General features: G+C 38.6%; 27 protein-coding genes and 1 pseudogene. 7 read left to right on the top strand and 21 right to left on the bottom strand.

Going from position 1 to position 23,687, the window contains the following annotated elements:
- Positions 1-60: 60 nt before the first annotated feature.
- Positions 61-978: an AEC family transporter gene (locus A4S05_RS13650; protein ID WP_069070393.1), complete on the bottom strand. Its 918-nt coding sequence runs from the start codon at positions 976-978 to the stop codon at positions 61-63.
- 102 nt (positions 979-1,080) lie between these two features.
- Between A4S05_RS13650 and A4S05_RS13645 the strand changes: the two genes are divergently transcribed.
- Positions 1,081-1,881: a M15 family metallopeptidase gene (locus A4S05_RS13645; RefSeq protein WP_069070392.1), complete on the top strand. Its 801-nt coding sequence runs from the start codon at positions 1,081-1,083 to the stop codon at positions 1,879-1,881.
- 25 nt (positions 1,882-1,906) lie between these two features.
- On the opposite strand, the gene A4S05_RS41585 is transcribed toward A4S05_RS13645, so the two are convergent.
- Entirely contained in the window at positions 1,907-2,059 is a 153-nt protein-coding gene (locus tag A4S05_RS41585; RefSeq protein ID WP_176727004.1) for a hypothetical protein, read from the bottom strand.
- A 23-nt stretch (positions 2,060-2,082) separates the two neighbouring features.
- Between A4S05_RS41585 and A4S05_RS13640 the strand changes: the two genes are divergently transcribed.
- A complete protein-coding gene (locus A4S05_RS13640) occupies positions 2,083-2,706 on the top strand; it encodes a Uma2 family endonuclease (RefSeq protein ID WP_069070372.1) in 624 nt (207 codons plus the stop codon).
- Here the strand turns inward: A4S05_RS13640 and A4S05_RS13635 are convergent, their stop codons facing one another.
- The 4 genes from A4S05_RS13635 to A4S05_RS13620 all read right to left on the bottom strand — a co-directional run bounded on the left by A4S05_RS13635 (position 2,707) and on the right by A4S05_RS13620 (position 6,850).
- Positions 2,707-4,224 (bottom strand): GH3 family acyl-acid amido synthetase, encoded by a 1,518-nt coding sequence (locus tag A4S05_RS13635; RefSeq protein ID WP_069070371.1) that lies wholly within the window; start codon positions 4,222-4,224, stop codon positions 2,707-2,709.
- Positions 4,224-4,832, bottom strand: coding sequence for an acyl transferase (locus tag A4S05_RS13630; RefSeq protein WP_069070370.1), 609 nt, complete (start codon positions 4,830-4,832; stop codon positions 4,224-4,226). The genes A4S05_RS13635 and A4S05_RS13630 overlap by 1 nt, the downstream gene beginning before the upstream one ends.
- A complete protein-coding gene (locus A4S05_RS13625; RefSeq protein ID WP_069070369.1) occupies positions 4,829-5,581 on the bottom strand; it encodes a sterol desaturase family protein in 753 nt (250 codons plus the stop codon). The genes A4S05_RS13630 and A4S05_RS13625 overlap by 4 nt, the downstream gene beginning before the upstream one ends.
- Positions 5,582-5,827: 246 nt before the next feature.
- Complete coding sequence (locus tag A4S05_RS13620; protein WP_069070368.1) at positions 5,828-6,850, bottom strand: aromatic ring-hydroxylating dioxygenase subunit alpha; 1,023 nt, start codon at positions 6,848-6,850, stop codon at positions 5,828-5,830.
- Positions 6,851-6,978: 128 nt separating this feature from the next.
- On the opposite strand from A4S05_RS13620, the gene A4S05_RS41580 reads away from it, so the two are divergent.
- Both A4S05_RS41580 and A4S05_RS13615 read left to right on the top strand, forming a co-directional pair.
- The gene (locus A4S05_RS41580) at positions 6,979-7,155 is read left to right on the top strand and encodes a hypothetical protein (protein ID WP_176727003.1); all 177 of its coding nucleotides are present in this window, start codon (positions 6,979-6,981) and stop codon (positions 7,153-7,155) included.
- A gap of 84 nt (positions 7,156-7,239) precedes the next feature.
- Positions 7,240-8,526, top strand: a complete 1,287-nt coding sequence (locus A4S05_RS13615; RefSeq protein ID WP_069070367.1) for a PIN domain-containing protein — start codon at positions 7,240-7,242, stop codon at positions 8,524-8,526.
- Positions 8,527-8,622: 96 nt separating this feature from the next.
- Here the strand turns inward: A4S05_RS13615 and A4S05_RS13610 are convergent, their stop codons facing one another.
- From A4S05_RS13610 to A4S05_RS13555, 13 genes and pseudogenes are all read right to left on the bottom strand, one after another.
- Positions 8,623-9,087, bottom strand: a complete 465-nt coding sequence (locus A4S05_RS13610; protein WP_069070366.1) for an SMI1/KNR4 family protein — start codon at positions 9,085-9,087, stop codon at positions 8,623-8,625.
- 14 nt (positions 9,088-9,101) lie between these two features.
- Positions 9,102-9,494, bottom strand: coding sequence for a deaminase domain-containing protein (locus A4S05_RS13605; protein WP_069070365.1), 393 nt, complete (start codon positions 9,492-9,494; stop codon positions 9,102-9,104).
- A 32-nt stretch (positions 9,495-9,526) separates the two neighbouring features.
- Positions 9,527-9,811: a 2Fe-2S iron-sulfur cluster binding domain-containing protein gene (locus tag A4S05_RS13600; protein WP_069070364.1), complete on the bottom strand. Its 285-nt coding sequence runs from the start codon at positions 9,809-9,811 to the stop codon at positions 9,527-9,529.
- A gap of 18 nt (positions 9,812-9,829) precedes the next feature.
- The gene (locus tag A4S05_RS13595) at positions 9,830-11,035 is read right to left on the bottom strand and encodes a P-aminobenzoate N-oxygenase AurF (protein WP_069070363.1); all 1,206 of its coding nucleotides are present in this window, start codon (positions 11,033-11,035) and stop codon (positions 9,830-9,832) included.
- Positions 11,036-11,071: 36 nt separating this feature from the next.
- Positions 11,072-11,980, bottom strand: a complete 909-nt coding sequence (locus A4S05_RS13590) for a ferritin-like domain-containing protein (RefSeq protein WP_069070362.1) — start codon at positions 11,978-11,980, stop codon at positions 11,072-11,074.
- Between the two features lie 195 nt (positions 11,981-12,175).
- A complete protein-coding gene (locus tag A4S05_RS13585) occupies positions 12,176-13,261 on the bottom strand; it encodes an aromatic ring-hydroxylating dioxygenase subunit alpha (RefSeq protein ID WP_069070361.1) in 1,086 nt (361 codons plus the stop codon).
- A 5-nt stretch (positions 13,262-13,266) separates the two neighbouring features.
- Positions 13,267-14,007, bottom strand: coding sequence for a hypothetical protein (locus A4S05_RS13580; protein ID WP_069070360.1), 741 nt, complete (start codon positions 14,005-14,007; stop codon positions 13,267-13,269).
- A gap of 263 nt (positions 14,008-14,270) precedes the next feature.
- A complete protein-coding gene (locus A4S05_RS43285) occupies positions 14,271-14,900 on the bottom strand; it encodes a hypothetical protein (RefSeq protein WP_256090965.1) in 630 nt (209 codons plus the stop codon).
- 141 nt (positions 14,901-15,041) lie between these two features.
- Positions 15,042-15,274: pseudogene (locus tag A4S05_RS43280) on the bottom strand (Rieske (2Fe-2S) protein); the annotation flags it as partial.
- Positions 15,258-15,680, bottom strand: a complete 423-nt coding sequence (locus A4S05_RS13570) for an Mpo1-like protein (RefSeq protein WP_069070359.1) — start codon at positions 15,678-15,680, stop codon at positions 15,258-15,260. The gene A4S05_RS13570 and the pseudogene A4S05_RS43280, both read right to left, overlap by 17 nt.
- Positions 15,681-15,715: 35 nt before the next feature.
- The gene (locus A4S05_RS13565) at positions 15,716-15,994 is read right to left on the bottom strand and encodes a hypothetical protein (RefSeq protein ID WP_141699716.1); all 279 of its coding nucleotides are present in this window, start codon (positions 15,992-15,994) and stop codon (positions 15,716-15,718) included.
- Between the two features lie 23 nt (positions 15,995-16,017).
- On the bottom strand, positions 16,018-16,800 hold the full coding sequence (locus A4S05_RS13560) for a nucleotidyl transferase AbiEii/AbiGii toxin family protein (protein ID WP_069070357.1): 783 nt from the start codon (positions 16,798-16,800) through the stop codon (positions 16,018-16,020).
- Entirely contained in the window at positions 16,793-17,875 is a 1,083-nt protein-coding gene (locus A4S05_RS13555; protein ID WP_069070356.1) for a type IV toxin-antitoxin system AbiEi family antitoxin, read from the bottom strand. The genes A4S05_RS13560 and A4S05_RS13555 overlap by 8 nt, the downstream gene beginning before the upstream one ends.
- 217 nt (positions 17,876-18,092) lie before the next feature.
- Between A4S05_RS13555 and A4S05_RS13550 the strand changes: the two genes are divergently transcribed.
- Positions 18,093-18,434 (top strand): type II toxin-antitoxin system RelE/ParE family toxin, encoded by a 342-nt coding sequence (locus A4S05_RS13550; protein ID WP_069070355.1) that lies wholly within the window; start codon positions 18,093-18,095, stop codon positions 18,432-18,434.
- Between the two features lie 4 nt (positions 18,435-18,438).
- Complete coding sequence (locus tag A4S05_RS13545; RefSeq protein ID WP_069070354.1) at positions 18,439-18,753, top strand: helix-turn-helix domain-containing protein; 315 nt, start codon at positions 18,439-18,441, stop codon at positions 18,751-18,753.
- A 362-nt stretch (positions 18,754-19,115) separates the two neighbouring features.
- On the opposite strand, the gene A4S05_RS13540 is transcribed toward A4S05_RS13545, so the two are convergent.
- A complete protein-coding gene (locus tag A4S05_RS13540; protein ID WP_069070353.1) occupies positions 19,116-19,733 on the bottom strand; it encodes a hypothetical protein in 618 nt (205 codons plus the stop codon).
- A 156-nt stretch (positions 19,734-19,889) separates the two neighbouring features.
- Between A4S05_RS13540 and A4S05_RS13535 the strand changes: the two genes are divergently transcribed.
- Complete coding sequence (locus tag A4S05_RS13535; protein WP_069070352.1) at positions 19,890-20,645, top strand: TspO/MBR family protein; 756 nt, start codon at positions 19,890-19,892, stop codon at positions 20,643-20,645.
- 144 nt (positions 20,646-20,789) lie between these two features.
- Here A4S05_RS13535 and A4S05_RS13530 read toward each other — a convergent pair whose 3' ends face one another.
- Complete coding sequence (locus A4S05_RS13530) at positions 20,790-23,042, bottom strand: FdhF/YdeP family oxidoreductase (RefSeq protein ID WP_069070351.1); 2,253 nt, start codon at positions 23,040-23,042, stop codon at positions 20,790-20,792.
- Positions 23,043-23,687: the final 645 nt, after the last annotated feature.

Genomic DNA, 23,687 nt, shown 5'->3' with positions numbered 1-23,687 from the left:
TATTAAGATGCCTTTTGCCTGGGGTTTTAAGCGATCGCATCACAGTGCCTAAATCTAAAATTAAAACAGCCACAGCCAAATTGGGAGAGTAACCAGCAATACTATAGTTCCAGCAGCTAACGCCGTAACTGCCAGATCGCGATCGAGATTGAATGTCTCAGCAATTACCAGTGTACCGAAAGCTGGAGGCATGGCCATTTGTAAGAGAATTACCTTTGCTGCGGAACCAGTTAATCCAAACAGTGGTAGTATGCTGCCCAATATCAAGGGAACTAGCAGCATTTTGATTCCCAAGCTCATCCCGGCTTGTGGTAGGCTACGCCAAGATTTGAGCAGCCCTAGTCGCATTCCAATTAACACCAGAGATAAAGCTACACTAATCCAAGCCAATTTCTCTAAGCAAAATTCTACTACCGTGGGAATTGTCGCTTTTTGAACCAGCAAGCCAAATCCGAAACTCCACAGGGCAGGATTAATTAAGATCGCCCTAGCAGTCTGCCAGTGATTTTGGACATCGCCGCCAAAACGGGCTGCTAGCAAAACACCCAAGCCATAAGTTCCGGGGAATGAACCTAACAAATCGTAAAATAATGCCCAAACAAAGTATTCTTTGCCTAGTATTGCTAAGGTGATGGGAAAGCCAAGATAACCTGTATTACCCAGCGTTGCCGCTAGGATCAAGCTAGCCTGAGTGGATTGTTGGGGGACAGTCTTTCTAAAATAGGCTTGTGCTTTAATCCCTAACCAAGCTAAAAATGCTCCTAGTAAAATGGCTAGGTAAGCGATCGCAGGTGCAATCCAAATTTGCCCTGATAAACTGGATTGACGCAAAAACGATACTATGCTTATGGGTACTCCCACCCAAAAGAGGAATTGTCCTAAACGTGTAGGAACTGTCACAGGTAGTTTGCGTCCCAGAATGAAACCTACCAGGACTAATCCTCCTAGCTTGACGTATAGTTCTAAAAGGTTTGTCAAGATTGCGCCTAAAAACCACAGATGTAAAATGCTACCTGTTACTTCTACTTTTGTCCAGTGCAAAATTTGTTATGGCTGTCCCACAAAAACAGGAGTTTATCCTTGAATAAGGCAGGGTTTTCTGGAAGACCGCAAAACTCATCGAATGACCTTGGTGATGATATTCCAGTGGCTGTACGCGATACCCCTGTTGCAACACCTAAAATTTGGTTGCAACCCCGAATTATCCTGATTGGGGGAGTTGCGGGATTTGTCTTGCTGGCTTTAATTAGCGGTTTTTTGTTTTTCGTTACTTCACCCAAAAAAATTGCCGATTCTCAACCCTCGCCCACTAGTTCTACACCTACACCAACTACAGAATCGGATAATGTCAATACTCTGTTAGGGCATCTGGCATACCCAGAAGCCCCTGAATCAGAACTAGTAACCATCTCCGCAAATAGGGGCATTAGAATGCAAAAATCTGCTGCCCAAAAGTTTGAGGAGATGGTAGCAGCAGCGCGGAGTGCAGGTGTGATTTTAGTACCAATTTCTGGCTTTCGCTCAGTCAAAGACCAGGAGCCGTTGTTTTTTGGTGTCGGTGCCCAGCGAAATCAAACGCCAATAGAACGAGCTGCCCTCAGCGCTCCTCCTGGTCATAGCGAACATCATACAGGTTATGCTGTGGATATTGGAGACGGATCAGTACCAGCAACTAATCTCCAAACCAACTTTGAAAATACCAAGGCTTATCGGTGGCTGCAAGCAAATGCAGCGCGTTTTAGCTTTGAAATGTCATTTCCCAAAGATAATGCTCAAGGTGTGAGTTATGAGCCTTGGCACTGGCGTTTTGTAGGCGATCGCAATAGTTTGGAAATGTTCTACAAAGCTAGAAATTTGAAACCCGCTAAAGTGCCTCAATAAAAGTTGATACAAGCGATCGCAATCCTTACAGCAGAGGGCAGTTTTCCCCCAGCAAAAACTGCTCTCTGCCTCGTGCCTTCATTGATAAATTACCATTATGATGGGGATTGGCAGTAGGTAAACGCCCTGCTTCCAAAAAGAAGTTAAACTGCCCTCCTACGCCGGAATTATTTCTCATCTGGAAACAGACTGGAGACGAAAATGACCCCAGCAGCGATGTCTGACGACAAGCCGCAAAGCGTCTACGCTACACCCCGTCAGGAATCACCCCTGTTGTTTGAGGGACTGACGTGGAGAGAATTTAAAGCAGTTGAGCAGTTGTTAGACCGTCCGGGATATCGCCTGTCTTTTCTGGATGGAGTTTTGGAGATCCGAAGAATGCCTGGAGAACCACATGAAACAGTTAAGAAAAGAATTGCCGCATTGCTAGAACTGTACTTGCTTGTGGCAGGGTTTGACTTTACTCCAACTGGTTCAATGACCTTGGAAAGTGAAGCGGGTGCTGTGAAGCGAGAAGCGGATGAATCCTATAAACTTTCCCCTGGTAGAGTGCGTCCCGATTTGGCGATTGAGGTAGTGTTTACCAGTGGCGGGATAAACAAACTGGAAGCATACAAGCGGCTCTTGATTCCTGAAGTGTGGTTCTGGGAAGATGGTGTGTTAGAAGTTTATCACCTGCGGAAAGAGGGCAATGCACTTCACTATGAAAGAGTTTCTAGTAGTGAGGAGGTCAAAGAAATCGATCTGGATTTGTTATTACGTTGCATTAATATGGTAAATCATGTTGATGCCATCAAGACTTTTCAGCAAGCGCTTCAAAAATAGCTAATCTGCAATCTCTAATCCGGAGTTCAATTCTTGTAAAAGTTCAGCGCTAATGGGTGATGTTGCCAGAATTGGATGCTTAATACCTCCCCAAATACTTCCAGTGCGGATACGATGGGAAACTAATATTTCATGAATTTGACTAGAGATTAAAACCTCTGGTGGTGCAAGTTGATCGAGCGATCGCGCTCTCTTGTAATGATAAGATTCTGATAAAGCCTGATCTAGCTGTTTAGCGATAATTTCCGGGCTTTCTTTTGCCGAATCTAATAATAAAATATAGTGTGGAGGATCAGCAATCGGCATCAAACTTTTAAAATTAGTTTCTTGCAAGTTCAAGAGAGTCAAAGCATTATTTACAAAAGTTTCTTGCAACTTTTCGCCCACCAAATCGCTAATAGCTTGATGTCGTCCGATAAATTCTAAACAGGGAGTGTGGCGATAGTAATGAGTTACGCGGATGCGATCGCCAATTCGATAACGATACAATCCCCCTTTCTGCGATAAAATAACCGTGTATTCCTTGCCAATGTTGAGTTCATGCAAACCATACACTGAACCAGCCTCATCCTCAAACTCGAAAAAAACTTCATCAAGAACCGGCACGCATCCCCCAGCGACAATCAAGGGAATCGTTATTGGGGCTTCCGTTGCTAGTAGTCCCTTACCTTGAATTAATACACCTGGAAATTTTAATCTTAATCCTTGCGCTTGATCTGCTGCATTGGCGCTATCCCAGCAGGAAATCAGCTTCAAATTTGGCCAGAGTTGCATCCAGGGAATCTTACTTTCGCTAAGGAGTTGGAGGCGATAATGTGAAATGCGGTTGTGTAATTCTTTTCGCAATAAATCCTGATTTTCTTGAATATATTTTAAATGTACTTGTAGAAAACTAGGACTCCAAATAGAGATAATTTCTAGTTTTTCAGCCTCTAATAATGCCAAAGCTAGTTGATGTTTAAACAAGTTCGCATCATGCAGTCGATTAAGTTTATTTGGCATCACCAACCAAGGACGCAAAAACCAACGTAACCAGCCGTCTAAGTAATCTAAATCATCTTGTAAAGTTTGGCTATCACCTACATTTAATTGCGGCGAGATACAAGCATAAAGCTTGCCTGTGGAAAATTTCGGGCCATGTACAATCAAATCATGCGCCCAGACGCAAAACATTTGATTAAACGATCGCCGCAAAGATTGAGTATAAGGAATCCATTTTACCGCCCCACTACTACCGGAGGTTTTTTCATAGAACAAAATGGGTTCTGGCGTGAGGGAAATTTGCTGCTGTTTCTGATTTAACCAGGGTTCGAGTGCATCATAATCTACAATTGGTACGCGCTGCCAATCGTCTATAGAATGGATACCCAAAGTTTTGCCATACTCACTTTTGATTAGGCGATCGCAAATTTCCCTTTTTACAGATGTCTGCATTAACTCTGGATTATCTAAAGCTCGATAAAATTGCTTCGCAGTTGGCGCGAGAATTTGCCCAAAAAGCTGAATAATCGGACGCATTATTGCACCTTTTGATTAGGATAAAGCTTGGTAGCTGCTGGTAAATAAGAACCATCAGCAACGACTACACCGGGAGCAAGATTAGATCCGGCTCCCACAAAAACATTGCTGCCAATCTGGACTTTTTTAACATACAGCATTAAATTTTGCTTGCGGGGTTTAATGATGTGGCAATAGATACCGACACCATGCCCGACAACGACGCGATCGCCAATTTCTAATAAACTGCGATCGGCAATCTCCAATCTTGTTGTCCAGTATACATCTCGCCCCACTTTAGCACCCCACAATCGCAACCAACACGAAAACACCCCCGGAATCAGTCGCAGCACTGCTTCCAACACCGGAATTGCAATATAAATTACCTGGATTTGATGACTACCCCACCAGGGATTATATTCTTCACCTAGTAGATAACTAATACCCTCGCGCACAGGATAAACCCATTCATGCAAGCGGTAAACTAGCACTGGTAGCCCATAAATAGAAAAAAACAGTGCAAGAATGCTGAAGATGTTGGGCGAATAGGCAAGGTAGATTATTGCTGCACCAGTTAGCAATAATATAAACGTAGGGAAAAACGAAAGTATTTTGCTGATAACTGTCATGAAAATGGGAATAAAAGTTTTTGGAACAAGTTTAATGAGCTAGGAATTCCAATTATAGATGGCAATTTTTCGCTTTCATAATATGTTCCATGTAACTTATCCCAAATTTTCAGATTAGCCCCATAGTTATAATTGTGGATTTCGCGGCAATGATGCCAAGCATGATCCTGTGGTAAGATTAACCAAGTAGATAAAAGTTGATATAGCCTGGTATTTGCAGGAATGATTAAACGGCTATGTCGCCATAAATCTAAGGCAGAAGTTAGACTGACTCCAAGTAAATAACCTGTGGGATCGGCTAACAGATATACAAATAAAGTGTGTATCCATAAATATATAATTAACAAGCTTGTCCAAAGTGTGTTGCGAGAAGTTCCTAATACATCCATCTGAGTAACAGTGTGATGAACTTGATGAACTTTCCACAACAATTTAGTATGTAATAAACGATGATTCCAATAATATAAATAATCAACTACAACAAAACTGATAATAAAAGCCGGAACTAATGATATTTTTAAGTATCCTTGTTGAGTCGGTAGTAAATATTTATAAAGCCAATAAACTAAAGTAGCTTGTAGTAAGGGAATTAAAATTCCTTGAATCGTTAATCCTGTACCATCTAGCAACCAATCTTCACGACTTTTAACTTTGAGTTGAGTTCGTCCAAGCTGATTGCTAAGAGTCCAACCAACTAATCCGATAAAAGCAGCAAAAATTAGTAGTTGTGCAAAGTTTTGTATTTCCACTTCTGATTGCTCACACTGATTTTAAACATGGGTTTTACCCCACCCTAACCCTCCCCTTATAAAGGGGAGGGAACTGGATTTTCCAATCTCCCCTTTATAAGGGGAGGGAACTGGATTTTCCAATCTCCCCTTTATAAGGGGAGGGAACCGGATTTTCCAATCTCCCCTTTATAAGGGGAGGGAACCGGATTTTCCAATCTCCCCCCTTTACAAGGGGGGATTAAGGGGGGTAATTACGAATTATTTTCAAACCCAAAATGTAACTTTTACTGATTGATTTGGCAATAAACGCGGATCTTCTCCACGAGATATAGCCGCTATAATTGACTCTACAAATATATGAATTGTGTCCGCAGGCGTATTATAAAATTGTGTCCCGTATTTAGCGATCGCTTCCCCCTGAATACCCAAAATTTCCACGTCTTGGCGGATAATATGTTGAGCAGTCCACCGCACAAAGGGACGCGCTAATTTATTCCAAATACCATAGTTGTAGGTAACATCGGTGTAAACCAGAGTTGAATTATCGGTTTCTGGAATAGATTGACTAGTAATGAACAAATGGCGATTATGTGCCATCTTATACTCTACAGAGGTAATATTTGGCATATAAAAGCGATCGCTATGTTTAATCTCTGCACCATGCAAATTCAGAAAACGGCTGTACCATCCCAAATTACTGTTTTCGTTGCGATACTCCACCAAAACCGAACCATTACAGCGTTCTACAGTCATCTCTAACTTTTGTTGGCGGGAAGTACGGAAAACACCAGGATGAACAAAAGCCGTATGGGGAATATCAATAAAATTCTCTGCACAATTAGTAACATTGTTAGCAAAACGGTTAATTACCCGTACCGTTTCCCATCCTATTTGTCCATAGTTAGGCATAGAAAAGGGTTCAAGATCAACCCTTGGGGTATCGGCTAACTGCACATAAACATAGCCATCCTGTTCTTTGGTAGCGTAACACTTGGCTCGACGCTGTGGCGAAGGTTTGAAATCATCTCCTTCGGCTGGAACTGCAATAACGTTTCCAACGCTGTCATATATCCAACCATGATAGGGACATTGTAAAGCACCATTACAGATTTTACCTGTAGATAGACGGCTATTGCGGTGTAAACAGCGATCGCGCAAAGCTACGGGTTGTCCATCTTCAGCGCGAAATATCGCTAACCATTCTCCTAAAACGGTGCGTGATAATACTTTGTTGGGTTGTAACTGTTCGCTGAGTGCAACAATATACCAGAAGTCTGCAAATTGCATGGTGGCTGGGAGCGATCGTATTTAAATTATGGCAATGTCTTGGGTAGAACTGCATTCTTGTATCTATCGAATTCCAAAAGAGCTAATTTACAATTAAAAATGAGATAACCTGATATGGGAAAAGGATCGTGACATTACAACAATTGCAAAAGCAGGTATTAGAGTTACCAATTAGCGGCTGGACATTAGTACAAATCCTTTTGGAATCGCTACAGCAAGAAACTAGTTCTGAATTGAAAAAGGGTAACTTGTCCCGACTGCGAGGGATTGCAAAAGGTACAGAAATATCAAGCCACATAATTTAATTACCTTTAAGTGAATCTACTGATGCAAGATATTCAGCTTTTGACATTGAATAATACTAAAATTCCTAATCTAATCCTTTGTACATGAGAAACTTATTTTCCTGGAGACTTTCTCCATCTGAGGCTGATTTTTCAAAGCTGTGGAAAAATGCCACTTTTGTCTTTGATACAAATTTTCTCCTTGATTTATATCGGGTATCGCGTCTTACCGTAGAGGATTTTCTTAAAATACTGGAACATCTTCAAAATAGAATTTGGTTGCCTTATCAAGTAGCTGACGAGTTTTTGAGACAGCGAGAAGAAATAATTGACTCGGAGGCAGCATCTTTTAAGAAAGCTTTATCAGCACTTGAAAAATGGAAATCTGAACAACAAAAATTTAACAGTCTCCGAGGTCATCTTAACCAAGCAGGAAAGATTGTAGCTGCTGAAGTGGAGAATTTATTTGATAAGCAAAAAAATTATCTTGATGCAGTGGATGAGGTAGAGAAGGTTTTTCGAGAAAAGATAAATGAGCTTGCCAATGCTCATTTTCCGTTTGATTCAGACAATGACAGAATTTTGGAACATCTTCTCTCAATATTTGATTCAAAAGTGGGAGAACCCTACGATGAGCAAAGTTTGCAGATCCTGTATAAAGAAGCTGACGATAGGTACAAAAAATCACAACCTCCTGGTTTTTCGGATGGTAAAGACAAAGCAGATGAACGGAAATATGGAGACTTCATTCTTTGGAAACAAATATTAGATTTTGCTAAAAGAGAGTCTTTACCAATTGTTTTTGTCACAGGAGAGAAAAAGCCAGACTGGTGGATAAAGAAAAATGGAGAAATAGTTGCTCCACATATAGAACTAAGACGCGAATTTCAGGAATATGTGAAACAGCCTTTTTGGATGTATCGAACTCAACGGTTTCTTGAAATGGCTAAAAAGGAATTGATGGTTGAGATTGATCTAAGATCAATCGAAGAAACAAATGCAATTGCTGATACTGACTTGATTGATGAACAAAATGATAAGGTTATTGAGCAAGCAATTGAAGAGACACTAATACCTAATTCGGATGCGCTAAAAAGACTTACACACTTACAAATTAATTATTCAGATGTGCAGAAATTAATTGGACAGGCACTAATCCCTAATTCAGACGCGCTAAAAAGACTTGCACAGTTACAAATTAATTATTCAGATATGCAGAAATTAATTGGACAGGCATTAATACCTAATTTATTAATGCAAAAAGCAATCGAACAAACACTAATACCTAATTCAAATGCGTTAAAAGAACTTGCATGGTTACAAATGGCTAATTCGGCTGCCACACTAAAACCACTTGAACAAATACGAGTACCTGAAGATAAAAGCGAGTAAGTTAGGTTGACGCTAAAAAAACCGACATTTCGAGAAATTTACAAGTGCGATATTGGATAGAGAGAAAGATAATTGTCAATTTCATGTGCTAAATATCTAACTCGTTAGAGACATTGAAGACTTTAAATAAAGGTCGATTTCCACCGCTATAAAGTCACTAAACGTATCATGACTTTTGACAAAATAAGACTCTTCCTGTCCTTCGCAATATGAGTAAGTTGGTGGGTTATCACCTTCTGAAAGCCTGAAAAAGCTAAACTGATAACCCTGGTGCATAAAAAATACAAAAGCATCTTCAGGCAAAGCTTCAGGAAAATCATTTTCTACCAGAAGTTCTTTAGCCCATTCTTGAATTTGCGGTAAATGTTTGTAAAAGCAATCAGAACCACGCAAAAACTTACCTGCACCATGCCCCATCATCTTGAGAAAGTCTTTATAATTACTGGGCAAAGTAATACCTTGTTGTTGTTCAAATTGAATTATTTCTAAATCTGAACATGGCGAAAGCTGATTTTCGTTAAAAATAAGCTGAAGTGCTTCGGGTAAATTGCGAATTGACATTTATACCGACTCCTTTACGCAATGTTTCCGTGATGTACATTTAGCTGAATGTTCGGGAAAGCTTGCCTAAACTGCTTAATGACATACTCACACGAATCACATGGCTCTCTTTCGGTGAATAACTCAATCTTACCCTTTACTTCTCTATTATTTGTATATTTTTCGGCAATCGCTTCTAATATTTTGTACTCTGAGTCTAAGTCTCTTCGGTGTCCGGTAACTTCAAAGGTTTTAAACATTGGTTGAGTGGGTACATCAACCGCTCCCTCTCGCAACAGCTTACCACTAAAGGCGAATAGCTCGGAAAATGTCTCATCTATCCAGACTCTAGCAATAGCAACATTTCGGGCTGGTGCTGGCACGTTACAAGTTTTACGAATTTCTGCGACGCGCTTTAACCAATCCATACTTGCTCTTTTAGTTGTTTTTAAATCACCATCTAAATCCTACGAATTTCAACATTACCTGTAACATCAACCTGACAAGCTAACCGTGCATGAGGATAATTAGCTGCTAACGTCTCCAACATCTCCTGTTCATCAGGTTGAGGAGGAGGAATATCACCAATAACCTCAACCAAACAAGTGCCACAAATACCAGTCCGACAACCAAATAAAACAGGTGAATTCTGAATCGTGAGATGTTCAGACAAACTTTGATGACATTCCAGAGCGATCGGAATAAAATCACTTCCTGGAAAGGATATCTTACAGAAGTCAGCCATAATACGCAACAATTTTACCTAAACAACACTCTTCCATTCCTCTCTGCGCCTCTGTGTCTCTGCGTGATTTAAAAACAAATCCTCTTGGTGTTTTAAGCCTTGAAAAGCCCTTCTTTGAGTTGCCAAATATCGAGAAATTGAATTAGTTCCCATCAGTGACATATCCCGATTACGTTGCCAAAGATAATCGAGTTTTTCCACATACACCTGATAAGACTTCATCGCCTCCTGATGAGTTGAAAAACTGCGCTGCAAGCCTTCCGACTCCTCGGTAAAACAACGCCGCATCATTTCTTTAGCATCCATGTCACTCATCTCAAAAATAGGCGATCGCAACACCCGATAAATCTTACTATACAGCGCCGGATCGTACCAGAAAATCCCATTAATCGCAGCAGAAAAATGAAAATGATCGCGCTGACATCCCCACAACCCTAAATTAGCCACCAGTCTCTCAAATGCAGTTGGTGGATTAAGGCAAGTGACAACATCGTGCGATATAATTGTCGAACTATTGAAGTGAAAACTTTCATCCATGAAGTGATAATAGGAGACTTTAGCAGGAATTGGAGCAGCTTCAGGATGAGGATGCTTTTGATAATAATTGCTGAGTTTATGCTGTATTAACTTGCCGTTTAGCGTCCGCACTCCCCGTACCGTGAAATACTGACAAGCCAAAAAAGTATTATTCGCAGAAATCAGCCCAAAGTATTGAAGTTGAATTTTTTTCCACCAAGTTTTTAGGGCATTGGTGTCAGCATAAATCATCGTTTCTGTAAAGGGGCCGCGCATGGGGTAGGTAAAGATAAGTTCCCCAAACAACGCTTGTTCAACCTGTTTGGCAATTGTGCGGAAGGCGTTAATGTGCGATCGCTCTTGGGCGGATTCCAAATCTAAGGTATCGCAGATTAAGCGGAAATCTTCTTGAGCGTAAAGTCCGGCTGCACTGGTTTGATTGAAAAAGATCGTGGCAATTTCAGCAGAAACAATTTGTGAATAATAAGCTACCCAGTAAAGTTGGTTCAAAATTATACGCTGATGTTGGCTCGACTGTTCCCATAAAGGTGTACCATATAACAGGGAAAACTCTTCTGGATTCCAATACTCGTTTTGACAATCTTCATAGCGAAAATTGGTGACAGCTTCATCCATTAAAGCAGTATGGTCTTGCTGTTTGTTGCGGGTGTGGTTAATTTGTAATTTGCGATGAATAGTTTTTTCCATATCCGTTTTTATTTCACGCAGAGATAAGATTGATATTTATTGCACACATTGATGGGCGGGGAGGGGTTGAAAAGCTCCACGTTCTTCTAAATTTTGCAGGATAGACTGGGCTGATGTTCCCCCCATGAGCGATCGCAATATTTGTAATCGGGTTCCGCTATGAGTCTCTGTATCTAGTTCTTCTAGAATTTGGATTTTTTGCGATCGCGTCAGATGTCCTTTCACTTGTTCAACTGCTGCAAGTACACTTTGTGGTCCCACCTGTACCATAAACAAAAACTGTTCCAATACATCAAGAATTGTTGTTTGACTCAATGCTGAAACAGTAATTTGATTAAACAAGGTGGTTCCCGTGGCGTGATGACGAGATTCAGATTGTAAAAAACTGGAAAAAAGTTCTGCTAAAACTGGATGGCGGCATTCCTTAGCTAAACGCCGATAATGGCTTAAACCCCATCCTTCTAAAACCACTTGCAGCACAAACAATAAAACTGTTTTATCTGCACTTTCAACCACTTCTGATAATAAGCGCAAAAACGGATCGTCCGTACTAGTTACTTCCATTGCTGGTAAAAAATGGCTAATTTGGTGAAGGTGGGTAGCTTCATCAGCCGTAAACAATCCATAAAGAATGCGTTCTTCAACTGTTTCTGCAAACAATACCATTTTTGCCATGTAGCCAACACCTGCTTTCTCAATGAAATATGATTCTTCTAACAGGCTGCGGTTGGCAAGTTCCAAAATAGCTGATTGTTCATTAATATTAGATTTTTGAAAAACTTTAACTTGATGTAAATTGAAAAATTCCGTATCCCAATAATTTAATTGTGGGTAATTAGCAGAATTATTCTGATTGGGTAACGCTGCTGTTAATATCCGTCGCAAACGGTCATCATAATCTGTGTGTGGTAGATCAAAACCGACAATTTTATCTTTAAAATCCATATTTTTCCTGTTCAATTAAAGTGAATTCATGATTAGAATTTGAGAAGACTTTTTAAAAACTATATTTGTTACCGAAAGCATCTAATACCCCCCTTAATCCCCCCTTATAAAGGGGGGAAACTGGAAATCTAGTCCCGTCCCCTTATAAAGGGGGGAAACTGGAAATCTAGTCCCCTCCCCTTTACAAGGGGAGGGTTAGGGTGGGGTAATGTCACAATTTGATGTGCTATACGACACTTTACAAACATCCTCTGATGGAGTTTGAATATTTGGATGATTAACAGTTTCCCAAGTTCCCCAGGTTAAGGCTTTCTGTTGATTAACGTGCTGAATAAATTGCAGAATAGATTGATCTGCTTTAGTAGGAGTTTTCAAATCAAACTGAATTGTCTGAAATACCTGCGTATCCCCTTTAGCAAAGTAATTACCAACTTGCTGAGTTAACCATAACAAACCACGATTTAAAACCCATCCCCAAAATCCCGAACGCTTAGGAGTCACAAGAATTGTTTGCCCTTCAGTTTTCCCACCTTCAATCATTCGCAGTGTAAATATAATGTAGAAATGCAGAAAATCCGGGCCTAGCGTCACAGTTCCAGTGCTGCCATACCAGTAACACATACTATAAGTAACTTCGTTGCGATATAAAGGACGAATCAGGCGAATTAACCAAGAATCATCACCTCCTCGTGTAGTGTTGCTGAAGCTAATAGCGTTAGGGTTGAGGTTTTGAGAATCAAATACAATCTCTAAGGGCAGATTGTGTACTGTATTGAAATGGTGAGCATCAATCGCATTAATTAGTAAGACATTGGGATGACAGTTTTTGACAAATCGAGTTCCCAATATATAATCGCAATCTGCCTGTTCTAACTCTGGTACAAAAGGCAGCGAACTTGGCTTTTCTTCTCCCACCCAAACCCAAATCATGCCGTACTTTTCTGCCGTATGCCAAGTTTTAATACACACAGGTAGCGGTTTTCCGATAGAAGGAACATCTACACAAATTCCGCGACTGTCATACTTCCAATTATGAAAAAAGCAGCGAATTCCATCATCTTCTACCTTACCTTCTGCTAAATGAGCGCCCATATGTGGACAATAAGCATCTATAGCTACTACCTGACCACTAACTCCCCGGTAAATCGCCAGATTTCTACCTAGCAAAGTTATCGCTTTTACCTTGCCAATTTTTAATTTTTTTGATGGTAATGCCCAGTACCATCCTTCTATAAATTGTGTTGAGTTATTAAAGTTTAAGTGTGGGTTGGTAGATGGCATAAAAGTTAAACAAGAACACAATCTTGCACAAATTTTAAAGATGATTCTGACTTCCACATCCGTTGTCCAGAACGGGTGAGATTGTCATAATTAATTTCAGTTAAACAAACTAATTCATCCCCTAACCGATAATCGGGATTTTTTGCCTCAAAAAATTGGATATGGGGATTAGTTTGTCGTCCTGATGGAATTTCAATCAACCCTTCCCGTAAAATTTGGGGATGCGGAAATCGGACAATACCACTTGCTTCTTGATATAAGCTACCATAATATTCCTGTGCCAAATTACCCATTAAATGCTTAACATCAGTAGGTGTTGTGACATCATAACGGGGGTAGAAATCTTGCCAAAAAGTAGGGAGAAAACGATAAGTGCGAAAACCAGAGCAAATTAGCAGCCAGTAAAGTTTATTTTCTGCATAGTGTTGATGCAGAAAATTGATAGCGGCAATCCAACTACGTGGTAGTGTTGTACTCGACCAAGCACTAGGATCAACAATAGTGTCGCCAGAATACACCACACTAATTTTTTCTCCCAAAAAAGTCTTTTGGCATAACATCAGAGTTGAAAATCCTTTAAGTGCGTTGGATGTTTCATCTCTCAACAACAAAACCCAGTTTTTGCGCTCTAAATCGACTAGAAACCCATCCCAGGTTATACCTTTAAAGTGATTTTGCAGCAACGCATACATAGCGGTGCGATCGCTTGGTTGCAAATTTTCAACAGGAATCAGCAAACTCTTCATTATTCGGCAATTACCTAAACTTGATTGGTGAGATGTGTTTATTTAACACTTTATCGACCAACTTAGTAAAATTACGGTATAGTGTGACAGATTCCAAAATGGTTATTTATACTACAATTCTATATTCACATCTTGCACCTTCTCAATATAGAGTTGATGGAAATCGCCCACTCTACAAAATAATTAAGATGTATTTAGATTGAGAAACAAAACGCAACATTACCAAAGCTTTTATTGGGTTACGCGATCGCTAATCCAACTTACTATTCTACACCCCTATTTTTTGACCATCGAGACGGTTTTAGTTGATTCACATACTTCATATATTCAGCTAATGGCTGATCAATACTAAGGAGCAAGTTTGGATTAAAGCGAATATTGTCGTAAATTTTGCCATCTTCATCTCTGAGCATATAGTAAGCCAAGCGAGTACAGAATAGCAAAAACTGACTTAGCAGATATCCCACAATACCTTGACGCTTTTCAGTTACATAAATTGGTTGAATTATCGTTCTTCCAGGTGCAATGGGAGTATAGGCATATATCATAAACAGTGACGGAAAAAGCCTGACATCTTTCATCATTGTTAACAAGCCAATGCAACCATGAGCATAACGCATTGAATACTGATATGTAGAACCAAGAAATCTTTGACCTAACTTTTCTCGAAATGTAGTTTTGGGAAATTGTCCCCGCATTGTAAAGTCAATTTGCGTCCCTAATTCACTGCGATGTAGCGACAAATCCATTTTGATATCTAAATGATGAATTGTTTTTAAATGTTGAGCATCAATCCCATTCATCATACAAATATGATGATGGCAACTTCTTTCAAATGCAATATCGGCTTGTGCAACAATTTCTTTTCCCTTCAATTCATCAAAATCAGCCACTCCCTCTGGTGCTTTAGCATCTGGATAAATCCAGATAAATCCATACTTTTGCTCTGTTGCATAAGCTTGTAACTTAGCTTGAGTAGGAATTTCTGATTGACAGGGAATATTTTGACAAAGCCCTGTTTCATCAAATGCCCAATGATGAAATGTACAACGAATCCAATTACCATCAACCTTCCCAATTCCTAAATCTGTCCCTAAATGAGGGCAGAAGCATCTAAAGCCCTTACTTGCCCATCTTCGCCTCTAAAAATGGCAATTTTATGTCCGCATACTTCTACAGATTTTGCTGTTTTTTTGGGTATTTCATGACTAGGACAGGCAATATACCAACCCTGAGCAATTACATTCCAATTATTGAATATTTGCATAATTGTTTGATAGATAATTATTTAATATTTCTTGCCGTTGGCAAATATCATCTCGATATTTACCCGTCAAAATTCTAAATAACATTTTACCTAAACAATAAGAAGCCCGCCAAGAAAAAACAGCATCTTGTAAATCAATATGGCTACGCTCAAATAAAAAATGTCCGGTTAATCCCAACAATTGAGTTAACGGTAAGCCCAAGAGCAACCAAAAGTTTTGCAATTTCCAAGTAGAAAAAAGTAAAGTGTAAAAAAAGAATATTCCTAGAATGTGTAGAGTAATATTAATTGGATGTTGATGTTTAAGAATAAAAATATCCCAATAGTCTGTAAAAGGATGATCTATAATTTGATTATTAATCCCATTTCTAAAACTTTGTTGACGATTAGAATTGATATTACTCATAAGAGAGTTTGTGAAAAAGCAATATATTTTATACATCAATAGTCATTATCCGCCACACAAATACCTTTACATTTAATACCGTTCGTAGCAGTGCGCTGACAATGAGGACATAGAACTTTTTCATTTTCTGTTTCTTTATTTGTGTTTATGTTTATACTACTGCTTGCCTGTAGCTTATCTTTGTCGGTCTGGAGTTTTACATTCATAAAGATAGAGTAATTTTTCCCTTTTAAAATGTTATAATGATGATCTATAATTTGATTATTAATCCCATTTCTGAAACTTTGTTGAGGATTAGAATTCATGTCATTCATGAGAAGAAAGATGAAATGCATTATTAAATCACGTTATTCGAGGAAAAAGAGCTAATGCCTTTTTTGAGTATTTCCAACTTATAGCCTAAAGATTCTGGCTCATCATCAAACTTATCTAGTAGTTTGTTCAATAGTAAATTTAACTCAAGCAGTGTTTTTGACTGAAGAATTTTATAAATATCTTGTCCTAGTAAATAGATATTTGCATCAAGTAACTCAATTACTCCATCAGCAAGTTTCTCTGCTAGTTCATTATAAACTCGATCATCATCTTCATATTTTGATAAAATAAAATCAATATCCTCTAAATCTTTGTTTGTGCGCTCTCCGCGATCTCCCCAAGCAAAAATTTTGAGAACTATAAAAGCTGGTATGTCGATTACTTGTATTTCAAAATCATCAATAGTAATATGTTTGGCAGATAACATCGCTTCAGTAAACCCTAAAACGTTCATTGAATTGCCTGTTTCAGACCAAACAATTTTTTGATCGGGTTCACCAATTTCTCCGAAAGGTACAATGTCCACTTCGATACTAGTCTTAATATGTATAAAATTGTGAGGATTCCTTGTATCCTCAAAACAAGGAGAATCACCATTTATTAGAGCTTCACGAATTTGTTGATAATCTTTCCAGCTATCTATAGATATTGCAATATCCCAGTCTTTTGTTCCTCTCCCTTCTCCAAATTGCTGATCAAATATTAGTAACCTAGCACCTGCACCAACTACAATCATTGGCATATTTAATGCACTAAAAATGTTTACCAGATCAGATAATACTTGTTTTTCGTTAGATTCAATCATTATTTTGATTTATTTCTTCAATGTATTTATTGTAAATAATTTGAGCAGTTTCTTTTAATCGACTGTTGCCAGTCCGAACTAATTCTGCATGAATTAGTAATGGGTGAACAATATTCTTTGCCAAGTTTCTAAATTCATTTTGTTGGCAGTTGTCGTGACCAAAACTTTGAAGCAATACAATCTTCCCCTCAGAATCAGGCTTTAGCTTTAGCTTGACTGCTATCTGACGATCATTGATATTTTTATTGAGATGTAGCGTCGCACTAATAGGGCGAAGATATTGGGTTATTATTGAGGCAGCAAGTTCACCACCTATTAAATATCCATATACATCGGCATATTCTTTAATCTCAGCTTCAACCTCGGAGAAATTTCGTTTCCCTATAGGAGTAAATGTTCCAAGTAGTAATTTTGCACGTAATATTTCAGAGTATCCTAACTCCCATCGCTCAAGAAGTTTAAGATAATTAATGATTTCATATCCTCTATTCTTACGTCTAATATAATCTAGCTCTTGAAGTTTTGTAAGTGTGTTTTTTATTGTTTTTGGAGTAACACCAGCAATGTAAGCGATTTTTTCATCTAAATATTCTTTCACAGAAATACATCTTGGCTGCTTCAGCAAAACATATATGACTTGCAAAGCGGCAGCCGTAATTTCTAAAGATTTATTTGTGCTGTCTTTTAAAACTTGATTGCGAACTACTATATAAATTTCTGGACTATTCAAATAAATGTTGCCATCAACATCAATAAACTCAATATTTCTTTCTAAAAGTTGATCGACAACTAAACTAGATAACCTACGTGTAATGAGCAAAGGTCTTTGTCCATGATTTAGTTTTTTACCTAAATTTGCCAAATATTCTGCAACTTGCTCAATTAAATCATTGGTAAGTCCAGTTTTAATTTCACATATATAATTGACAGTTGTATGAGATGTGTTAATAATTAATTGCCCATCTGCTAAAGCTTCATTAGAACAATAAGGTTCTTCTTTGATGACTGCCTTAATATTGGGTAGCGATTCAAGATAAGCAAGACATTTCTGAAACAGTGGGTTACTTGGGTGCATGAATTATTCACCACCTAACGACATATAAAGTTAATTATAACTCTCGATTATTATTTTAATAATTAATCCAGTTCAACCGGGAAACAAAACTGTTCCCAACTTTTCACGCCCCAAGCGATCGCTCACCTTGCCCACATAAACAACCTGAATCCCATTAATATAAGTTCCCTTTCATAGGTATATTATATCAATATATCAGATATGATATAAATACATCATGGGAGATCAAAGTAAACCTTTAGTTTGGTTACATGGTGAAGTTAAAACCCCACCTTTCACTCAAGAAGCACGCATAGAAGCAGGTGTTCTGCTCAGACAATTACAGGAAGGTGAATCCCTTGGGTTGCCACATTCACGCCCTATGCCAAGTATAGGAATTTACTGTCATGAATTACGTATTCGAGATGCTGATAAAAACTGGAGAATCATTTATCGAATTGATGACGATGCAATCTTGATTGTTGAAGTCTTTAATAAAACAACGAGAACAACATCCAAGAAGGTAATTGAGGTTTGCAAAAAGCGTCTGAGCAAATACGATAACGATCAACAGGAGTAATGTGATGGATCAAGCAAAAAGAGAACGTTTGGAATCTAAAGGCTGGAAAATTGGAACAGTTGCAGATTTTTTGGAGTTAACACCCGAAGAAACTATCTTTGTTGAAATTAAGCTAGCTCTCAGCCAAAATTTGAAAGAGCGTCGGCAAAAACTGATGACCCAAAGTGAACTCGCTGCTAAGATTAGTTCTAGCCAACCTCGGATTGCTAAAGCTGAAAATGGCGATGCTTCAGTATCAATTGAATTGTTGATCCGGGCAATGTTAGCAACAGGTGCAACTCCTCAAGATATTGGGCAGGTGATTGCTGGTGTGGGGTAAAAGCAATTCAATGCTAAAATCGTTGTTCATATTTCGTCGGTTAACGTTCCTAATCAGCGATGTCTACGACGGGCTACGCCTACGCACTTTATCCACCGTAGGCATCGCTCTCACAAAAATAGTGGATTATATTTTGTTAACGTAGCCTACAATAACAGCGATGCCTAGGGCGGGTTGCACCAACGCACTGGCAACTCCCCTTATCTACAACCCTGATAAGTAGGCAAAAACTTTTTACTGCCAAAAATAATACGGTTTTCTCGTGTTGCTGGTTTACCCATTAGTCTACACCAAGTACCATTTGCTGCACCACTAGGATAAAGAAACTCATACCAAGTGGAGATATTGAGCGAAATAAGCTACTAACTACAATAAGTCAGACTGCTTAATCCAGGAGTATTTATTAAGTCACTATTGGCTATCCAACCATTACCGGATAACTCTCCAGGGAAACTTCTGGCAAGATCGATTTCTACCCAAATGAAATTTTCAGCTTTGTATGACTTAACCACATTACCTGTAAGCATGTTCACATACACTATTGTGTTTGGAGAAAGTGTTGCAATATAGGCTCCTTTTGTACTTGGTTGGAGACGTAGAGTTTGAGGTTGTACAAGTTGCCGGCATTCACTGCCAATAGTAGGTTTACTCGACAGGTTTTGAGGATTGTTATTCGTCTGACAAAATTTCAGCACAGCGGTTTGAATAAACCCTGAAGTCGGAGATTGAATTCTGACAAATCTATCTCCACTAACTGGTATATATGCCAGAGAAATCTTTGTTTTTGCCGACAGTATTCTGATAGCGTTGGATGATGTTGAAGGTTCTTTGAAAATTGGAGTATCTACTTTAGTTGCACGACAACTCGATTGTGAAGAATTGGAGGGAGTCTGTGTGATTTGAGCAAATACAGGTACACTCAGAGCGAACGTAGCAATCTTTACTAGAGTAAAAATATACAATAACTTCTGAAATTCCACGTTTTTTCCTCAATATCACTTACGAAAGACTGTACATTAGATTTGCAACTTATAAACTCTGATATTAAAAGATACTATAAAAATTATTTTGAACCATTAGACTATCATATAATGACTTATTACTACTAATTGCAAGCTACGTACAATCTCTTAATTATGAATAAATCCAATAATAGTGGAATAGTTGAACAATTTGTCAATGCAGTGATGGGGGTAAAAACTCTTAATCAACAACAGTCTCCAAATACATCAATAGCTACTACACAAGAACTAGATGTTAGAGCAGTTTTAGTTTATACACTAGGGACTATCTTACAAATAGTAGTCATGCTTCTCGTGTTGCTGGGAATAGAAAAAATAGTAATGTTGATTGATACCAATTCTTCTTTTCCCAATTGGTTTAGTACTTTATTAACCGGATTATTTTTTGCTCTATTAAGTATCCGATCACGAATTTTTTCTCTTTTAGATAATACCCGTTCTCGTCAGACTTATGACCAGGTGATCAGACCAAGATGGTCGCCTCCACCTTTAGTATTTCCCATAGTTTGGATGATAATTGCCGTTTTACGGGTAATTTCTTCTACATTAGTTTGGCAGCAAATGAATCACCAGTTTTTTGTGTTGCCTTTAATTTTGTTTGTGGTGCATCTGGCTTTGGGGGATACTTGGAATACGATTTTTACTGTAGAACGGAGATTAGGTGCTGCTGTTCCTGTGGTTATTTTAGGCCCTTGGTTATCTGCTGTAGTGGTGACGGCAATTTATTGGCAAACTAATCCTTTAGCGGGAATGACTTTATCATTTTCTTGTGTATGGCTAACTGTAGCAGCTGTATTGGTATTTAGAATTTGGCAATTAAATGGATCTGAGCCATTGTATCCTTTAAAACTAACACCTGTGGAAAAATAAATACTCAAAATTCACTTTCACATGAAAGCAAGCAAAAATATCATTTGACTTTTGAGTACCACATAAAACATACATAAAAAACGGTAGAACAATTAGCAATCTACCGTTTTTTAAATTTTTAAATATAAGACATAATTGTAAAAGTCAGATCGGGGATTTATAAACACAAACCGGAACTCTTTTATAAGCAGGTGTGCCACTTTGTGGATCAATTTTTGCTTGAAATAAAATATTAGCTTCAGGATAAAACATAAAAGCTACACCTTCAAGGATTGCTCCACAAATAATTTCAATATTGTCTAATTCTCCCCTATCCCCTTTCACTCTTATTCGCTGATGTTCATGGAATCCCGCTTTTTTTACATCTAGAGAATTCATTAAAATACAGTGACGATGGGGCATTCCTCGATATTTATCTTCATTGCGATAAACTACAGTATTATGTTGACCATAACTGCGTCCTGTTCCTAAAATTACCACAATTCCTGGCTGATTTTCTGTCACACCAAATGTTTGTTTAGAAGGTAGCGATAATTGTGGTAAAGGTGTGACAAACATCTGTGCTTTGCCATCAGAGGTAGGAAATTTAGGTTCATCTAAAATCCGTCCTTCAATGATAAATTCCTGTTTGTCTTGGTCAATTATGCCAACTTTTTCATAGCCAGGAATGGTTTTAGCAATTAATTTTCTTACATAAACTGTATCTTGCAACTTCCGCCAATCTATCGGTGTTTTACCATGTAACCGATGAGCAATTTCTGTAATTAATTCTATTTCTGAAATCAGATCAGCGTCAGGTGCTTGTAAATGACTTTTACCTTCGTTATTTAACCGTACAAAGTTATTACCTGATTCAGTTGTTGTTTTATGAGGATTTTCAAAGCGGTTGAAGACAGGTAGTATTAAAGTTTGCTTTTTGGCTAATCCGTGAAAGTGTCCTAAGTTCGCTTTAGTAGATACATAAAAAATGGTTTTTATTTGCGACAATGCTTGTTTTGCTTGCTGTAAGTCTGGATTAGCTGCATATAAATTTCCCCCTAAACAAAATAGTGTATCTATCTTTCCTAATTCTGCCGCTGTTATTAAGTCACGGGTATGATAGCCAGGAGTTTCATTGAGAGGTTTTCCTAATAGTTCAGATAGTGCTTGTTTGATTTCTTCCCGCAAGTTTATAGTGACACCCATTGAACCAAATCCTTGCACATTGGAATGTCCTCGAATGGGCATTGTTCCAGCACCAATTTTACCAGCGTTCCCTGTAATTAATGCTGTATTAGCAATACTAAAAACATTATCTACACCGTTAGCATGTTGAGTTATCCCCATTGCCCAGGCAAAAATTACACGCGCTGATTTTCCAATTATATAAGCTGTTGCTGTGATTTCTTCTTGGGATAAACCACAGGTATTAGTGATATCATCCCACGATGTATTGTTAGCGTAATCTATAACTTTTTGCCAATCTTGTGTATAAGATTGTAGATATTCTGTTTTAATCAAGTTCTGTTCAATTAGGGATTTTTGCAAACCTACAAATAATGCAACATCACTACCAGGAATTGGTTGTAAATATAAAGAAGATATATCTGAACCTCCTGTGAGTAAAGATTTGATGGGAAATGCAGGAGATGCAAATTTAACTAAACCTATTTCAATTTGAGGATTAATAATAATTACTTTCCCGCCTCTTTCCCGCAATTTTATCAATTCGTTCATCAATCGGGGATGATTTGCAGGTGCGTTAGAACCAATTAAAAAGATACAATCACTATGTTCCAGGCTCTCTAAGCTTACCATTGATGTACCTGAGCCGAAAACTTTTTTTAACCCCACTGTTGAGGGTGCGTGACACAAATCTGAACAGTCTGCTAGATTATTACTACCTAGCGATCGCACTAATAATTGTAGTAAATAGGCAGCTTCATTAGATGAACGTCCAGAACTATAACTAGCAATTCGTGCTGGTGGTAAATTAAAGGCTTGTGTCGCGATGTCATAAACTTCTTCCCAGCTTATACGTTGATAATAGGATGAACCTGATCTGAGAATGAGAGGATAACTTAATCTACCCAAGCGATCGCATTCTTGAGAAGTCAGTTTTTGTAATTCACTGATGCTATTTGCTGAGAAAAAATCTTGTTTAATTCCTGGTTGCAATTCCGCAGCGATCGCTTCTACACTTTTAGCACAGCGTTGTAAATATTCTCCCGCTTCATTAACAAACCCCCCTTTTTGCCCACCCGTACCCCAAGCACAGGATAAACACGCACTTTTATGATTGAGAGTTTGCCATAATTTTAATCCTTGTGGTGAGAGAGTTTTTTCTGCCCAATATTGAATCACAGGTAAACCACCCCCAACAGGGTAGCTAGAATTGGTTTGAGGGAAGTTATCCATACTTAGCTACATCTCTGCTTGTTTAACTAACTATTATTATTACAAAGAAGGCAGGAGGCAGGAGGAAAGAAGTAGAGGATTGGAGAGACGTATCTCTATGTATAGATATCTGCGATCGCAATAAAAGGGAAAAGGTTAAAGGGGAAAGGGGAAAGGGATGATGATTGTCGCCCACAATTGGTCTCGCTTTTTACCTTCCCCATAAAATTTGGATTATTTCGCTTTACTTCGGGCGAGGTTTTTACCTTTCCCCATTCCCCTTTCCCCCTTCCCCTTCTTCATAAATAAAGACGGGTTGCAGCCCGTCTAAATAGCTTGAAAGTGCAAATACACCTTGTATAGCATTGAAAATAACACAGTTAATTTTCTCAGAATAGCCAATTTGCCAAGTCTTGAAGGCACAAGTCCTATTATTTCTGGCGAAGTCCTTTCCCCATAGATGTTTGAAGATTCGCAGAAAATGCGTAGGCGTACCCCTGGGGGGAAGCAAGCTAGGCGTAGCGTCTTGTAGAGAAGCCCGTCATAGACATCACACTCCTTGGACACATTGACAAATTTGGCGCTACTTTCTGGTTTGAAAACAGTAATAATTGCCCTGATAAGATATTGCTTTGTCTAAATAAGTCATAGTAGAGATTATAGCTA

This window comes from Nostoc sp. KVJ20, from assembly GCF_001712795.1.
GTDB lineage: Bacteria > Cyanobacteriota > Cyanobacteriia > Cyanobacteriales > Nostocaceae > Nostoc.
Note: the sequence above shows the minus strand (reverse complement) of the source record. Positions and strands in the feature narration are given on the sequence as shown.

Coding starts and splice junctions, on each gene's coding strand:
- A4S05_RS41585 (WP_176727004.1), bottom strand. CDS start 2,059: ATGAGAAATAATTCCGGCGTAGGAGGGCAGTTTAACTTCTTTTTGGAA.
- A4S05_RS13640 (WP_069070372.1), top strand. CDS start 2,083: ATGACCCCAGCAGCGATGTCTGACGACAAGCCGCAAAGCGTCTACGCT.
- A4S05_RS13635 (WP_069070371.1), bottom strand. CDS start 4,224: ATGCGTCCGATTATTCAGCTTTTTGGGCAAATTCTCGCGCCAACTGCG.
- A4S05_RS13630 (WP_069070370.1), bottom strand. CDS start 4,832: ATGACAGTTATCAGCAAAATACTTTCGTTTTTCCCTACGTTTATATTA.
- A4S05_RS13620 (WP_069070368.1), bottom strand. CDS start 6,850: ATGCAATTTGCAGACTTCTGGTATATTGTTGCACTCAGCGAACAGTTA.
- A4S05_RS13615 (WP_069070367.1), top strand. CDS start 7,240: ATGAGAAACTTATTTTCCTGGAGACTTTCTCCATCTGAGGCTGATTTT.
- A4S05_RS13610 (WP_069070366.1), bottom strand. CDS start 9,087: ATGTCAATTCGCAATTTACCCGAAGCACTTCAGCTTATTTTTAACGAA.
- A4S05_RS13605 (WP_069070365.1), bottom strand. CDS start 9,494: ATGGATTGGTTAAAGCGCGTCGCAGAAATTCGTAAAACTTGTAACGTG.
- A4S05_RS13600 (WP_069070364.1), bottom strand. CDS start 9,811: ATGGCTGACTTCTGTAAGATATCCTTTCCAGGAAGTGATTTTATTCCG.
- A4S05_RS13595 (WP_069070363.1), bottom strand. CDS start 11,035: ATGGAAAAAACTATTCATCGCAAATTACAAATTAACCACACCCGCAAC.
- A4S05_RS13590 (WP_069070362.1), bottom strand. CDS start 11,980: ATGGATTTTAAAGATAAAATTGTCGGTTTTGATCTACCACACACAGAT.
- A4S05_RS13585 (WP_069070361.1), bottom strand. CDS start 13,261: ATGCCATCTACCAACCCACACTTAAACTTTAATAACTCAACACAATTT.
- A4S05_RS13580 (WP_069070360.1), bottom strand. CDS start 14,007: ATGAAGAGTTTGCTGATTCCTGTTGAAAATTTGCAACCAAGCGATCGC.
- A4S05_RS13570 (WP_069070359.1), bottom strand. CDS start 15,680: ATGAGTAATATCAATTCTAATCGTCAACAAAGTTTTAGAAATGGGATT.
- A4S05_RS13565 (WP_141699716.1), bottom strand. CDS start 15,994: ATGAATGACATGAATTCTAATCCTCAACAAAGTTTCAGAAATGGGATT.
- A4S05_RS13560 (WP_069070357.1), bottom strand. CDS start 16,800: ATGATTGAATCTAACGAAAAACAAGTATTATCTGATCTGGTAAACATT.
- A4S05_RS13555 (WP_069070356.1), bottom strand. CDS start 17,875: ATGCACCCAAGTAACCCACTGTTTCAGAAATGTCTTGCTTATCTTGAA.
- A4S05_RS13550 (WP_069070355.1), top strand. CDS start 18,093: ATGGGAGATCAAAGTAAACCTTTAGTTTGGTTACATGGTGAAGTTAAA.
- A4S05_RS13545 (WP_069070354.1), top strand. CDS start 18,439: ATGGATCAAGCAAAAAGAGAACGTTTGGAATCTAAAGGCTGGAAAATT.
- A4S05_RS13535 (WP_069070352.1), top strand. CDS start 19,890: ATGAATAAATCCAATAATAGTGGAATAGTTGAACAATTTGTCAATGCA.
- A4S05_RS13530 (WP_069070351.1), bottom strand. CDS start 23,042: ATGGATAACTTCCCTCAAACCAATTCTAGCTACCCTGTTGGGGGTGGT.